Origin of the sequence: Streptomyces sp. NPDC093094 (assembly GCF_044754345.1) — a bacterium.
In the GTDB taxonomy this organism is placed as follows: Bacteria; Actinomycetota; Actinomycetes; order Streptomycetales; family Streptomycetaceae; genus Streptomyces.
In genome coordinates, this window is record NZ_JBIVOX010000018.1 from 15,159 (window position 1) to 28,513 (window position 13,355).

Annotated in this window: 19 protein-coding genes; 16 read left to right on the plus strand and 3 right to left on the minus strand. The window is 73.0% G+C overall.

Translation table 11 applies throughout. The features are described 5' to 3' along the window. Positions 1-19: 19 nt before the first annotated feature. From ACIQGV_RS30855 to ACIQGV_RS30905, 11 genes are all read left to right on the plus strand, one after another. Positions 20-667 carry a DUF2637 domain-containing protein gene (locus ACIQGV_RS30855; RefSeq protein WP_402500222.1) on the plus strand — a complete coding sequence of 216 codons (648 nt, stop codon included), beginning with the start codon at positions 20-22 and terminating at the stop codon, positions 665-667. 19 nt (positions 668-686) lie between these two features. Then, positions 687-875: a mobile element transfer protein gene (locus tag ACIQGV_RS30860; RefSeq protein WP_402500224.1), complete on the plus strand. Its 189-nt coding sequence runs from the start codon at positions 687-689 to the stop codon at positions 873-875. Between the two features lie 13 nt (positions 876-888). Then, positions 889-1,044 (plus strand): hypothetical protein, encoded by a 156-nt coding sequence (locus ACIQGV_RS30865; RefSeq protein WP_402500226.1) that lies wholly within the window; start codon positions 889-891, stop codon positions 1,042-1,044. 19 nt (positions 1,045-1,063) lie between these two features. Further along, on the plus strand, positions 1,064-1,360 hold the full coding sequence (locus tag ACIQGV_RS30870) for a SpdD protein (protein ID WP_402500229.1): 297 nt from the start codon (positions 1,064-1,066) through the stop codon (positions 1,358-1,360). Positions 1,361-1,365: 5 nt separating this feature from the next. Next, positions 1,366-1,914 (plus strand): GGDEF domain-containing protein, encoded by a 549-nt coding sequence (locus ACIQGV_RS30875; RefSeq protein ID WP_402500231.1) that lies wholly within the window; start codon positions 1,366-1,368, stop codon positions 1,912-1,914. 20 nt (positions 1,915-1,934) lie between these two features. Next, complete coding sequence (locus ACIQGV_RS30880; RefSeq protein ID WP_402500233.1) at positions 1,935-2,168, plus strand: hypothetical protein; 234 nt, start codon at positions 1,935-1,937, stop codon at positions 2,166-2,168. A 91-nt stretch (positions 2,169-2,259) separates the two neighbouring features. Continuing rightward, complete coding sequence (locus ACIQGV_RS30885; RefSeq protein ID WP_402500236.1) at positions 2,260-2,439, plus strand: hypothetical protein; 180 nt, start codon at positions 2,260-2,262, stop codon at positions 2,437-2,439. Next, positions 2,436-2,615: a hypothetical protein gene (locus tag ACIQGV_RS30890; RefSeq protein WP_402500524.1), complete on the plus strand. Its 180-nt coding sequence runs from the start codon at positions 2,436-2,438 to the stop codon at positions 2,613-2,615. The genes ACIQGV_RS30885 and ACIQGV_RS30890 overlap by 4 nt, the downstream gene beginning before the upstream one ends. Continuing rightward, positions 2,612-4,006 carry a replication initiator protein RepSA gene (repSA, locus tag ACIQGV_RS30895; protein WP_402500239.1) on the plus strand — a complete coding sequence of 465 codons (1,395 nt, stop codon included), beginning with the start codon at positions 2,612-2,614 and terminating at the stop codon, positions 4,004-4,006. Before ACIQGV_RS30890 ends, repSA begins: the two co-directional genes overlap by 4 nt. Continuing rightward, on the plus strand, positions 4,006-4,218 hold the full coding sequence (locus ACIQGV_RS30900) for a helix-turn-helix domain-containing protein (protein ID WP_402500508.1): 213 nt from the start codon (positions 4,006-4,008) through the stop codon (positions 4,216-4,218). Before repSA ends, ACIQGV_RS30900 begins: the two co-directional genes overlap by 1 nt. Beyond that, positions 4,218-5,396, plus strand: a complete 1,179-nt coding sequence (locus ACIQGV_RS30905) for a tyrosine-type recombinase/integrase (RefSeq protein WP_402500241.1) — start codon at positions 4,218-4,220, stop codon at positions 5,394-5,396. Before ACIQGV_RS30900 ends, ACIQGV_RS30905 begins: the two co-directional genes overlap by 1 nt. Positions 5,397-5,576: 180 nt before the next feature. Here the strand turns inward: ACIQGV_RS30905 and ACIQGV_RS30910 are convergent, their stop codons facing one another. Further along, positions 5,577-6,911, minus strand: a complete 1,335-nt coding sequence (locus ACIQGV_RS30910; protein ID WP_402500244.1) for a hypothetical protein — start codon at positions 6,909-6,911, stop codon at positions 5,577-5,579. 398 nt (positions 6,912-7,309) lie between these two features. Next, positions 7,310-7,738, minus strand: a complete 429-nt coding sequence (locus ACIQGV_RS30915) for a lactococcin 972 family bacteriocin (protein WP_402500247.1) — start codon at positions 7,736-7,738, stop codon at positions 7,310-7,312. A 334-nt stretch (positions 7,739-8,072) separates the two neighbouring features. On the opposite strand from ACIQGV_RS30915, the gene ACIQGV_RS30920 reads away from it, so the two are divergent. Further along, positions 8,073-8,777 carry a hypothetical protein gene (locus ACIQGV_RS30920; protein WP_402500249.1) on the plus strand — a complete coding sequence of 235 codons (705 nt, stop codon included), beginning with the start codon at positions 8,073-8,075 and terminating at the stop codon, positions 8,775-8,777. Here the strand turns inward: ACIQGV_RS30920 and ACIQGV_RS30925 are convergent. After that, a complete protein-coding gene (locus ACIQGV_RS30925; protein WP_402500251.1) occupies positions 8,767-9,687 on the minus strand; it encodes a bifunctional DNA primase/polymerase in 921 nt (306 codons plus the stop codon). The genes ACIQGV_RS30920 and ACIQGV_RS30925 overlap by 11 nt on opposite strands. 391 nt (positions 9,688-10,078) lie before the next feature. On the opposite strand from ACIQGV_RS30925, the gene ACIQGV_RS30930 reads away from it, so the two are divergent. The 4 genes from ACIQGV_RS30930 (at position 10,079) to ACIQGV_RS30945 (ending at position 13,015) form a co-directional block, all read left to right on the plus strand. Beyond that, positions 10,079-10,405: a hypothetical protein gene (locus ACIQGV_RS30930; protein ID WP_402500253.1), complete on the plus strand. Its 327-nt coding sequence runs from the start codon at positions 10,079-10,081 to the stop codon at positions 10,403-10,405. A gap of 188 nt (positions 10,406-10,593) precedes the next feature. Further along, positions 10,594-11,496 (plus strand): bifunctional MaoC family dehydratase N-terminal/OB-fold nucleic acid binding domain-containing protein, encoded by a 903-nt coding sequence (locus ACIQGV_RS30935; RefSeq protein WP_402500256.1) that lies wholly within the window; start codon positions 10,594-10,596, stop codon positions 11,494-11,496. Then, positions 11,493-11,870: a MaoC/PaaZ C-terminal domain-containing protein gene (locus tag ACIQGV_RS30940; RefSeq protein ID WP_402500259.1), complete on the plus strand. Its 378-nt coding sequence runs from the start codon at positions 11,493-11,495 to the stop codon at positions 11,868-11,870. Before ACIQGV_RS30935 ends, ACIQGV_RS30940 begins: the two co-directional genes overlap by 4 nt. Beyond that, positions 11,867-13,015, plus strand: coding sequence for a lipid-transfer protein (locus ACIQGV_RS30945; protein ID WP_402500261.1), 1,149 nt, complete (start codon positions 11,867-11,869; stop codon positions 13,013-13,015). The genes ACIQGV_RS30940 and ACIQGV_RS30945 overlap by 4 nt, the downstream gene beginning before the upstream one ends. Positions 13,016-13,355 lie beyond the last annotated feature (340 nt).

A 13,355-nucleotide genomic window follows, 5' to 3' on the forward strand; every position in this document is an offset into this window, starting at 1 on the left:
CCCGGAAGGGAGGTGCCCCATGTCCCGCTCGCTCCGTCCGGACGCCGTCCTCATCCAGGCCGTCATTGCCGGTGCGCTGTCCTTCGCACACCTGCATGACCTGGCTGCCGCGGCCGGGCAGTCCGGATGGAAGGCATGGGCCTACCCCGTCTCCGTCGACCTGCTGCTGGTCGCCGCCTGGCGCCGACTGCGGACCGCCCGCCGTGACCGCTCGGCCTGGACCTGGTTCGTGATCGCCCTCGCGGCCTCGCTCGGCGCGAACATCGCCACCGCCGGACTCCTCGACCTGCACCAGGTGCCGTCCTGGCTGCGGATCCTCGTCGCGGGCTGGCCCGCGCTGGCCTTCCTCGGCGGAACGCTCCTGGTCCACACCCCCGCCGAACTGCCCGTTCCTGCACAGCCTGTGCGTGAGCCGGCCCCCGTGACAGAGATCGAGTTGGACCGCACCGACACCCCGGAGCCCTTGCCGGAGCTGGACCCCGCACCACCACCTCGGCCGGTGTCCGCCCCGGTGGTTCCGGCCGCGTTGCTGGACCACGCCCGGAAGATCGCCGACGCACACCGTGCCGCCACCGGCACCGAGATGCCCGCGGATGCGCTGGCGGCCCGGCTGGGTCTGCCCGCCGACATGACCGCAGCCATCGCCGCGCAACTCCAACCCGCCTGACCCGAAACGAGGTTCGCTCGTGAGTGCCTTCCGCCGCTTCCGCGACCGCATCCGCATTGGCCCCGTGGAGGTCGCCACGTACTACGACGGCCGGGGCCGCGACAAGCACACCGCGGCCTGCACCGCCCCCGGCTGCGGCTTCTCCGGCGACTACCACGACCGCGCCGGTGCCGAACTCGCCGCCCGCGCCCACCGCTGCAAGTCCTAGAAGGGATCTGGCCGTGGACGTTCCGCTCTGGCTCGCCCTGCTCGCCGTCGGATGGCTCGGCGTCAAGCTCGCCCGCCCGCCCTGGTGGCTGGTCGCCGTGCTCCTCCTCGGCGGCTACCTCGTCGCCGACAGCTTCCTCAGCCCCGCCCTCAACACCGTCGTCAAGTAGCCCCGAAGGGACACCGATCATGCTCACCCCGAAGTACCCGCCGCACGACACCGCACCGCCCGCGGCCACCGCCGCCCCGACCGGCAAGAGCCCGGCCCCCGCCGTTCCCGCCCCGACCCCGATCGCCACCCGGCCCACCGTGCAGCTCACCCCGGGCAGCGCGCTCGCCCTCGCGGCCGGTGGCGGCGCGGTCGTCCTCGTCGTCGGCGCGGTCCTGGTCTCGCTCCTGCTGGCCGTGGCCATCACCGGCGTCTCCATCGCCGTGGTCGCCGTCGTGCTCCGCCTCCTGGTCAAAGACCTCCACAAGGAGCGGTGACCGACATGGACACTCACGTGATCGCGGCCGGGTTACCGGCCCTGGGCTGGGCCGTGCACGGCGGCATGCTCCTGCGCCGCCTCGGCTCCGCCCGCCGTGACCCGCTGACCGGCCTGCACACCCGCGCCGGATGGACCACCCGCGCCAAATACCTGATCGCCAGGCACCCCCACGCTGTCGTGGTCCTGGTCGACTTGGACGACTTCAAGGCCATCAACGACACCCACGGCCACGCCGCCGGGGACACCGTGCTCACCGCGACCGCCCGCCGCCTCACCGACTGGTGCGGACGCCACGGGATCGCCGCCCGCCTTGGTGGAGACGAGTTCGTCGCCATCGTCACCGACCCCCACCGCACCCCGGGTCTTCCCGCCCTGCGGATCGCCCTGAACCGGCCCGTCCAGCACAACGGCCACGTCCTGCCGGTGGCGGCGTCGGTCGGCCACTGCCACCGAGGACGGCTCCTGGTACCGACCCTCACCGACGCCCTGTCGGCCGCCGACGCCGCGATGTACGCGGACAAGGGCCACGGCAGGCGCAACACCCGCCACTGACCACAAAGGAGATCACGTCCATGGGCATCTTCCGCCGCAAGAGCGACCCCGAACCCGCCCGCAACGAGCAGATGGTCGAACTCGGCCGCGACTACGCCATCGCACGGCGCCACCGCGACACCAAGGCCATGAACCGGATCATGCGTCAGATCGGTACCGACAAGGACGTCACCGACCTGAGCGACTTCCGCGAAGGCCAGGAGTCCTACGACTCCATCCCGCCCATCCCGCGCGGCCGCAACCGCCGCCGCTGACGGCCCCGGGGCGGCTCTCTCGCCAAAGACCGCCGCCCCGGCGCCTTCCCTCCACTTCCAGATCCAACGGACCCGAAAGGGAAGCCTCATCATGCCCCAGCACGCCCCCAAGACGCGCGTCTGCCGCGACTGCGACGGCTTCGCCACCGCCGCCATCACCACCGGCCTGCGCCACACCGACGGCACCCGCGCCACCCTCCACGTGCCCTGCCCGGCCTGCCAGGGCACCGGCCACACCCTGCCCGCCGCCTACACCCGCGCCGGGCGGTGAGCCTTGTGGCCCTCCTCGACTGGCGCTCGCCCGAGCACTACGACCACACCGGCGACAAGCCGTGCGTGATCTGCACCAAGCCCACCCCGCTGCGTTCCGACCGCGGCAAGCCCGTCCACAAGGTCTGCGCCGAGCAGTGGATCGACGCGCACCCGCCCAAGGAGGAGCAGCGTTGACCCACTCCGCCACCGCGGCGGGCCTGGACCCGGCCACCCTCGCTGACGTGCTGAGGCTGGCCGGGTCCACCGGCTTCGGCCGCATCCAAGAGCAGATCCGCCGCACGGGAGGATGCGCCGACCCGATCCACCTCCAGGGCGCCACCGTCACCCGCGACCGCGCCACCGGCCAGGTCCTGCACTCCTACTCCACCGACACCGAGCCCGGCGGGCGTCTGCGGATCGCCTGCGGCAACCGGCGTGCCTCGCGCTGCCCGGCCTGCGCCTGGACCTACGCAGGCGACACCTACCACCTCATCCGCGCCGGACTCACCGGCGACCCCGACAAGGGCACCCCCCACACCATCCGGGATCACCCGCGGGTCTTCGCCACCCTCACCGCACCCTCGTTCGGCCCCGTCCACAACCGCCCCGGAAACCGGCCCTGCGCCTGCGGCACCCGCCACCCCGACGACGCCCCCGAACTCGGCACCCCGCTCGACCCCGACACCTACGACTACGCGGGCGCCGTGCTGTGGAACAACTACGCCTCTGACCTGTGGCGATACTTCACGATCTACCTGCGCCGGGAGATCGCCAAGAGGGCCGGCCTCACCCAGAAGGAAGCCCACGAAGCCTCGCGCGTCGCCTTCGGCAAGGTAGCCGAGTACCAGAAACGCGGCGCGATCCACTTCCACGCTGTGATCCGCTTCGACGGCCCTGAGGGACCCGAATCGCGGCCCCCGGCCTGGGCCACTCTCGACCTGCTTACCGACGCAATCCGAGCGGCCCGTGCCCGCGTCGCCGTTGACGTGCCCAAGGCCGGAGACCAACCGGCGCGCGTCCTGCGCTGGGGCAGCCAGCTCGACATCCGCCCCATCCGCGCGTTCGGCGACGGTGAAGAGATCAGCGAACAGGCCGTGGCCTCCTACGTCGCCAAGTACGCCACCAAGGCCGCCGAGACCACCGGCACCGTCGACCGCCGCATCGGCAACAAGGAAGCCCTCGCGTTACTCGGTGTGCCGGACCATCCCGCCCGGCTCATCGCGGCCTGCCTCGACCTGCACCCGCTCTACCCGGACCGCAAGCTCCGCGACTGGGCCCACATGCTCGGCTTCCGCGGCCACTTCTCCACCAAGTCCCGCCACTACTCCACCACCCTCGGCGCCCTCCGCCAGACCCGCGCCGACTACCGCGCCGCCCAGCAGCGCCAAGCCCTCGGCCTGCCCGACCCCGACGACCCGGAGGCCACCACGCTCACCCTCGCCCACTGGACCTACGCCGGACACGGCCACACCCCCGGCGAATCCTGGCTTGCCGCCAACACGCGCCGGGAGATCGAGCACAACCGTGAGATCGCCCGCGAAGTCCGGGCCGACCTGGAAGCACGCGAGACAGCGGGAGCGTGGTGATCGTGGATCGACTCCTCAGCGTGGAACAGGTCGCCGAGCGTCTTGGTACGACCGTGCGCTTCCCTCGACGCCTCATCGAAGAACGTCGCATCACCTTCGTGAGGGTTGGTCGGCACGTCCGCATCCCGGAGAGCGCCGTCGACGCGTACGTGACCGCCAACACCGTGCAACCGATCGCCCTGCGACCGACGGGCCTCAGGAGGGTGGCCTGATGGCTGGCAAGCGCAAGTCCCGCCGGAACTTTGGCCGTGTTCGCAAGCTGCCCTCAGGTCGCTTCCAAGCCCGGTACCCAGGGCCTGACGGCGTGCTCCGCCCTGCTGACCGGACCTTCGCCACCTCAACGGATGCCGACCGCTGGCTGATGAGGAAGCGCATCGAGATCGAGGAAGGGCGCTGGCTCGACCCGACTGAGGGACAGGCAACCGTGCGCGACTGGTCGGCCCGGTGGCTCGCGGCCGTCTCCCCGCAGCTCAAGCACAAGACGCAGGCGTCGTATCGCTCTCTGATCAACTCGCTGATCAATCCGGCGCTCGGTGATCGTGAGCTGTCCAGCCTGCGACCGATCACCATCTCTGAGTGGGTCGGCGGGATGAGTAGCAAGGGCCTCAGTGCCTCACGGATTCGGCAGGCGTACCGGGTGCTGTCACAGGTCATGCGGGCGGCCGTCGACAACGACATGATCGCGCAAACGCCGTGCCGGGGCGTGAAGCTGCCGCGGATGCCGCAGACGGAGCCGCACATCCTCACCCCGCTCGAAGCCTCGCGGATCGTGCAGAGCGCTGCCAAGCCACATGATCTGCTGATCGCACTGCTCGCCTACGCGGGCCTGCGAGTTGGCGAGGCGTTCGCCCTTCGGCGCGTGGACATCGACGTCTCGGGCGGCTTCGTCCTGGTCGACGAGAACCTGGCCGAAGCCAACGGTACCTTGGTCTTCGACACCCCGAAGACGCATCAGAAGCGACTCCTTCGGATCGGCCCGGCGCTCGGCAAGCGGCTCGCTCGGCACCTGGAGACTCTGCCCGGTGGAGACGACGAGCTGCTGTTCACGACGCCCGCGGGCAAGCCGCTGCGCTACAACCAGTGGCGCAAGGCGTACTTCGACCCCGCTGTGTCGGCGGCCGGGCTGACCGACGTCACCCCGCACGATCTTCGGGCGTCCCACGGTACTTGGGTCGCCGACAGGTACGGCGTGATGACCGCCGCTCACCGGCTCGGCCACTCGAACGCGAGCGTCACGACCCGGCACTACGCCCGGCCGGTTGCCGGTCGCGATGAGCAGGTCGCTGAGGCATCGGACTCCTGGCTCGACGGGCACGAGCATGCCCCTGGGGCACGTAGCGGGCACGAAGACGGTGACGATGGCTCCGCCGGGGTTCTTGCACCGGCCTGACCTGCGGCGGACCGGTCAGGCAGCCTGACGGCCGAAAGGTCTTGAAAACCGTCGTGGCAGCGATGTCACCGTGGGTTCAAATCCCACCGCCTCCGCGCAGGTCATGAGCATTGCAGGTCGGAAGGGGTGCCTCTCGCCGAGAGGCACCCCTTCCACGTGCCTTCCGCTGCCGGCGGCGGGTCAGGTGCGGGCGCCGGCGGCCGGGTCGTGCAGGCAGAGCGCGATGTTCCGCACCGCGGCGGTGAGTTCCTCGATCACCCGGGCCGCCTGCTCGGCGTTGTGGAAGGCCGGGCGCCCGGCCAGCGACAGGCCCAGTTTCTCCGCGGCCTGGAGGGCCTGCCCGGCGCCCTCGGCGGGAGAGAGGGGGCCGGGGGCGGCCGTCTCGGCCGCGAGAGGCGGTTCCGGCACGGCGGCAGGCCGGCCCGCCGCGACCGCCACGGGCGCGTCGGAGACCGACGGCGCACCCGGGACCGACGGCGTACCGCAGACCACGGGCATCGGCTCGGGGGCGGCCGGCGTCGAGGGGCCGGTCGGGACGGAAGGTCCGGCCGACATGGAGGAGCCGGTCGGCATCGAAGGGCCGGCAGGCATCGCGCCGCTGTGCGCCTCCCCCCGGTACCGGTCGAACGAGACGTGGAAGGCGTCGGAGTCACCGGTCATGGAGACGCGGTCCTCGTTCTCCGGCCTCGGCGGTGCGACCGGCAGGGGGTACGGGTTGCGGGAGGTGTGCTCGGCGTGCGGGGCCAGGTCCGGCGCGTTGCGGGTCCGGGGCAGCACGAAGTGCTCGAAACCCGGGAACGCCAGGGCGGCGGAGTGCGCGGCGGGACGCGGGCTGTACTCGGTCTGCCACTGCATGCGGTAACAGTCGACCTGGTCGGCGCAGGCGGCGCGGGCGTGGAAGACCGCCGTGTCCTCCCCCAGGGGCGGGTACCAGAGGTTCGGCCCCGGGAAGCGCACGGTCCGCACCCGCGGCCTGATCGGCTCGGCGCACCCCATGCAGCAGCCCTCCGGCACCATGAGCGGGATGCCGCCGTTCTGCTCGGGCCAGCGAGGGCCGCCCTCCCAGCGGTACTCCCCGTGACGGCAGGGCGGCAGCTCGCCGCAGGCACGGCAGACGGCGTAGTGCTCCGGGAGGACCTGCCAGTCGTGGCTGGCGGGGGCGCACCAGTGCTTCGGCGTGGACCGGGGAAGGTTCTCGTTGCGCAGGACGAGGATCACCGGGCGCTTGTAGAACTCGGCCCGCTCGGGAGCGGGTTTGACCCCCTGGTCGTTGGCCCGGCGCAGTTCGTTGGCGTGCCACCACAGCTCCACGTGGTCGCGCCATGCCTTCTCGTAGATGTCCGGCCACCGGTCGCCGGCATAGCTGTTGATCTCCAGGATCCGCCACGCCTGCCGGTCTAGTACCACGATGGAGCCGGCCCGCAGCCGCATGTGCGTTCCGTTGTCACCCTCGTCCGGCCAGTCGTGCCGGCCGATACGAGTGGGCTGGTCTGGGTGCCACCTGCGAGCCTGCATGTCATGCTCCTCGGCACGAAACTTCATAGTTTCAACTGGGCCAGTTGGTGACATTCTGAACAATCAGGACGTTTACCTCGGTGTAGACACGCGCACACCGTTGACCGAAGACGCTCGGAAACGCTTTTCCCGCGACACCGATTCCTTCGGAAACACCCATGGATGCGGGCTTTTTCGGCCCTCGGGGCATCACCGGACCCCGGCGTCCCGCGGAGCACGGAACAGCGACCCCGTACCCTCGCGTCCTGTCTCGAAGCCCACCGTACGGGTGATGACGCTTCGGTGGACGCACCCCGTACGTGTGTATTGCCCCGTGTCTCCCGTCACCGGACGCCGCGCGGAGACGCGTACGCGGGATCCCGGGCCCGTGTCCGAACCGCCCCGGTACGGGCGAGCCCTCAGTACGTGGCCCAGTAGACGTAGCAGGTGAACCCGAATCCGGCGCTGCCCCGGGCCTTTGCCCACGCGCCGGCGTCCGCGTACTGCCTGTCGCTCGCATCGCCGGTGATCGCCATGGCCGAGTGGTACAGGCTCGGGTGCGTGTAGTGGGAGTGACAGCCCTTCAGGAGTCCGTCGACCTCCGTGCCGTAGCTCCAGGTCCCGCCGCCCACCTGGACGACGTCGAGGGGGGCGGCCGTTCTTCCGGCGGGGTCGGCGTCGATGGCGACCATCCCCCATTCCCTGGGATTCCCGAGGAAGTCGGGGGCGCTCGGCCCGGGGTCGGACGCCGCCGCGCCCGCCGGTGCCGTGAGAGCGCCGACGGCCAGGACGGTGCTCATGACGGCGAGAGCGAAGGGCCTGCCGAGGTTCTTCATGAAGCCGGCCATCTCCTTCTGGTCTCCCCGGGGTGCGGCCGGGTGAGGGGCACGGACTCGGGGAACGGCGTTCGGTCGGAGACGTTATGCCCGGTACACATGTGTGAGGTGTCGCCTGTTCGGGTCACGAGGGGGTGCGCCGGGGCCCGGGCCGCCCTTCGCAGTGCGCCGTTCTCCCGCCCGTCGGCACGACGGGGTCCCGTGACACCGGTCCGGGATCCGTGACGGGCTCGTCCCGGCTCTGTGACGCCCGGCTTCTCCCTGTTCCGGCAGGTCGGGGCCGTTGCCACGGTCCCTCCCACCCGACGCGGCCGGGCGGCCGCGCCGGAGACAGGGGGACGAGACGATGAACACCCGACGCCGCCGCAGACACGCCGCCGTCGTCCTCACGGCTGTGGCGCTCGGTGCCGTGCTGACCGGATGCAAGGGGGACGAGGGCAGGGCGCGGGGCGCCGGCCCGGCGGATCCGGGGCCCGCGGCCGAGGCCGGTGCGACACCGGGCGGCACCTCCGCGCCGACCGGCACCCCCGCACCGCCGAGCGGCACCGGAGGCGGAGCGGGAAGTGCCGCCGGGGGCGGAACCGGAAGCGGCACCGGAAAGGGCGAGGGGCCCGGCGGCGCGAAGCCGGGCGCTCCGGCCGGGCCGGCCACCACCCCGCCGGCCGGAGCCGGGGCCGCCGGCTGTGTCTCCGGGCCCCCGGTCCCCGACGACTACGACCCCGACGAGTTCGCCCTCTACGGCTACGAGGAACTCGCGGGCGTCACCGACAAGGTGAACCTGATCGTCCGGCACGGTGCGTGGGGCTGCCCCGGGCCGGACACCGACGGGGCCCCCTTCGTGGTCTCCGGCGAGGAGTCCCGCTGGGCCCTCGGCCAGGGCGCGTACGTCACCGCGACCAACCCGGTCGTGGAGAGCACGGAGAACCGGCGGATCGGGGTCCAGGAACTGCTCGACTGGCTCGACGCCCACCCCGGCTCCGGCCTGGTCTTCCGGTACGAGACCGGCGACGACGAGGCGGTGCACCGCCTCGACGAGGTCTTCACCCCGTAGGGGCCGGGCCCTGCGGGCCCCGCGTCCACGTCATCCGCTCCGCCGAGGCGAGCGTCGCCCGCGCCTCCCGTTCCGTCAGCCCCGTCGCGCACGCCGCGTCCGTCAGGGCGTCGGCGAGCGCGGGCCCGATGCCGTTCTCGTAGGCGCGGCACGCCGCCCAGAAGAGGCGGGTGTTGCGCTGGCCCCGGTGCGCGGCCAGGACGAACTGGATCAGTCCCCGGCCGTGTCCGTCCCCGGCGGCCGCCGCCGGACGGGCTGTCGCCGCGGTGTCCGTCGCCGAGGCGCGCGGGGGCGGCAGCAGCAGCCGCAGCAGGGCCGACGGGCAGGGCGCCGACGGCAGCAGGGCCGTGCCGGGCGCGGCCGTGTACACCCCGTGGTCCGTCCGGGAGCCGGGGCCGACCAGGTAGCCGCCCGCGCCGCGGATGTCGATGCCCGGGGCGAGGCGGCCCGCGGAGTTGGGGACGACGACGTCGGGCGGGCCGGTGAGCCAGAGATGGCGGCCGCCGGACGGGGTGAGCACGACGACGGTCGGCGGGATCGTGAACCGGTGGCGCAGGGACAGCTCGCGCAGGGCGCCCGGCGCGTCCGTGCCGGACTTGGTGTCCAGGTCGACGCCGACGAGATGGTGCGGCGGCAGACCGCAGGCGATGCCGTAGCCGGTGGCCCAGGGCGCGGCGGCGAAGAGGGCCCGGACGCGGGCGGGGTCGGTGGAGGCGTCGTGCACGCCGTGCCCGAAGCGTCCGCACTCGCCGCGGCAGGGCGGGCCCGCCGGGACGGTGCGGCCACGGTGCGGCGAGGGCAGGGCCGGGAGCTTGGTGCGGGACAGGGGGACGACTGCCAGTCCGCGTTCCGCGGCCGACAGCGCGTGTGCGAGGGCCAGCGTGGTGGCCTGCCGGTCGATGGTGGCCATGACCCCATGTTCGTACGAATGTTCGAAGAAGGGAAGAGCGGGTCGGTGCGGCGCGCCCGGGGCGACGAGAACGGCCGGAACGCATCGGAACGCGCCGGAACGCGCCGGAACGCCTCCCCTCCCGCGATGCTCGGCGCGGAGTCGCCCGAACGGCCCTGACCTGCGGCTTCACCGACAGAAAAGGTGCCGAAAGGGGTTTATCGACTTGTCATCACGCTTGAGGGCGAATCGGTGCTTCCGGGGCGGTTCGCCGGTGATCCGCTGGGCAGCTCTGGACTCGCGACGTCGAGCAGGACGCCGGGACGGTCGGCCGACTGCCCCGGCGGAAGCCGTACTTCACGCGCCGAAGGCCCCCGGCGGCCGGTGCGCATCCGTTCTGGAGGACATACACATGGCAAGCATCCGTACCGTCCGCGTCGTCGCCGCCGTCTCCGCTCTGCCGCTCGCGGCCGTCCTCTTCTCGGGCGTCGCGGCGGCGGACGACGGCGCGTTCGCGGACAACGGATCGAGCGCGGCCGTCACCCACGCGTCCCAGGGCGTCATCGGCAGCGGCGTCGGTGGCGGCAACAGCGGCAACTCGTCCACCACGCAGCAGCAGGCGATCGGTTCCGGCACCTCGAACCAGAGCAACACGGCCCAGGCCGACGGCTCGGCCTTCACCGCGGTCAACCAGGGCAACGGCAACGTGGCCGTCGGCTTCACGCCGCCGTGGTGGTGAGGTGAGGAGGGGGCGGCGTCCGGCCCGCCGCCCCCAAGTCCCTTGTGCCGGGCTCTCTGTGTGGGGGGCGGTGACTGCGCGGCGGTGCTCCGGTGCCGCCGCGCGGCCGTGTTCTTGACACCGCACCGTATCTGACGGACAGTCAGAAACCGTCGGGTGCAAGGCTCCGGTACGGGAGGAGGCGTGTCGTGACCGACGACCTGGCCGCGCGGCTGACGGCCTACGAGGGGCGGCCCGCCGTCGCCGGGGCCACCGGGAAGGACCCCGTGAACGCGCCGATGATCCGGCACTGGTGCGAGGCCCTCGGCGACACCCACCCCGCCTACACCGGACCCGACGCCGTCGCCCCGCCCGCCATGCTCCAGGTGTGGACGATGGGCGGGCTCGGCGGCCACGACCGGCGCACCGACGCCTACCAGGAACTCCTCGCCCTGCTCGACGCGGCCGGCTGCACCGCCGTCGTCGCCACCGACTGCGAGCAGGAGTACCTGCGCCCGCTGCGGCCCGGTGACCCGATCACCTTCGACACCGTGATCGAGTCGGTCACCGGTCCCAAGTCGACCCGGCTCGGGCGGGGCTGGTTCCTCACCACCCGTACCGACATCCGCGCGGACGGCCGCCTCGCGGGCGTCCACCGCCTCCGCATCCTCAAGTACGCGCCGCACCGCCCGGCCCGCGCCCCGGGCGAGCGCCGCCCGCGCCCGGTCGTCAACCGCGACAACGCCGGGTACTGGGAGGGCGTCGGCCGCCACGAACTGCTCGTGCAGCGCTGCACGGCCTGCCGCGCCCTGCGGCTGCCCTGGCTGCCGGGCTGCCCGGACTGCGGCTCGCCCGGCTGGGACACCGTCCGGGCGAGCGGTGAGGGGACCGTCTTCAGCTACGTCGTGCTGCACCATCCGCCCTTCCCGGCCTTCGCCCCGCCGTACGCGGTCGGTCTGATCGAGCTGGCCGAGGGCGTCCGGATCGTCGCGGACGTGGTGGGGGTGCCGTACGACGCGGTGCGCGTCGGGATGCCGGTGCGGCTGGAGTTCCTGGCCTGCGACGAGGAGCTCACCGTGCCGGTGTTCCGGGTGCGGGAGGCGGCGGCATGAGGGCCGGGTACCGGCTGCCTCCGCTGGACATCGAGGTGACCCGCACACTGATCGTCGCCGGGGCCCTGGCCTCGCGCGACTACCAGGACGTCCACCATGACCCGGAGGCCGCCCGACGCGGCGGCGCGCCCGACGTCTTCATGAACATCCTCACCACGAACGGCCTGGTCGGCCGCTATGTCACCGATGCCTTCGGACCCACTTCCGTGCTGCGAAGGCTCGCGCTGCGGCTCGGCACGCCCAGTCACCCCGGCGACACCCTGCGGCTGGCCGGCACGGTCGAGAAGAGCGAGGGCCGCCGCGCCGTCGTCCGGGTGACCGGGGACAACGCCGTCGGGCGGCATGTCACGGCCACCGTGGAGGTGAGCTGGTGAGCGCCCGCGCGAGGGCGGCGATCGCCGGTATCGGCGCGACCGTGTTCTCCAAGGACTCCGGGCGCAGCGAGCTGCGGCTGGCCGCGGAGGCGGTGCGGGCGGCGCTGGCGGACGCGGGGCTGACCCCCGCCGACGTCGACGGCCTGGTCACCTTCACCATGGACACCAGCCCCGAGATCACCGTGGCCCAGGCGTGCGGGATGGGTGAGCTGTCCTTCTTCTCCCGGGTCCACTACGGCGGCGGCGCGGCCTGCGCGACCGTGGGGCAGGCGGCGATGGCGGTCGCGACGGGCGCGGCCGAGGTGGTCGTCTGCTACCGCGCCTTCAACGAGCGCTCCGGCCGCCGCTTCGGGTCCGGCGTACGCCACCGGGAGCCGACCGCGGAGGGCGCGGCGCTGGGCTGGGTGATGCCGGCCGGGCTGCTCACCCCGGCGTCCTGGGTGGCGATGGCCGCGCGGCGCTATCTGCACGTGCACGGGCTGACCCCGGAGGCGTTCGGGCCGGTGGCGGTCACCGCACGCCGTCATGCGGCCGTCAACCCGGCCGCCCATTTCCACGGCCGGCCCATCACCCTCGCCGACCACGCCGCCTCGCGCTGGATCGCCGAGCCGCTGCGGCTGCTCGACTGCTGCCAGGAGACCGACGGCGGACAGGCCCTGGTCGTCACCACCCTCGACCGCGCCCGCGGCCTGCCCCGTCCGCCGGCTGTGATCGCGGCCGCGGCCCAGGGCGCGGGCCGGGCCCAGGAACAGATGACGGGTTTCCACCGGGGGGACCTGACCGGGCTCCCCGAGGCGGAGGCCGTGGCCCGCCGGCTGTGGGCCACGACGGGGCTCGGGCCGCAGGACATCGATGTGGGGATCCTCTACGACCACTTCACCCCGTTCGTGCTCATGCAACTGGAGGCGTACGGGTTCTGCGGGCCGGGCGACGCCGCCGCGTTCGTCGCCGAGGAGCGGCTGCCGCTGAACACCCACGGCGGCCAGCTCGGCGAGGCGTATCTGCACGGCATGAACGGGATCGCGGAGGCGGTGCGGCAACTGCGCGGCACCTCGGTGAACCAGGTGGCAGGGGCGGAACGGGTGCTGGTGACGGCGGGTACGGGGGTGCCGACGTCGGGCCTGGTGCTCACGGCGGACACCTGAGCGGCACGGGCCCTGCGCCGGGCCTCCGCCGTCCCGGCGCCCGGGCCTCCGCCGTCCCTGCGGCCGGGCCTCCGCCGTCCCTGCGGCCGGGCCTCCGCCGTCCCTGCGGCCGGGCCTCCGCCGTCCCTGCGGCCGGGCTGGCACCGGCTCCGGGGCCGGACCGCCGCCGGCCGTGTGCCCGGGCCGCCGAAGCGCGCGGCGGCGGGCGAACCCTCAGGGCGGACCCTGAGCCCACCCGTACGACGTCTCCACCCCTCGTCCACCTTCAGGAGGTGTACCCGGCACCACCCCTACAACCTGAGGGGGACCGCGCTTCGGGACCTGCGGCCGATCCGCGCGC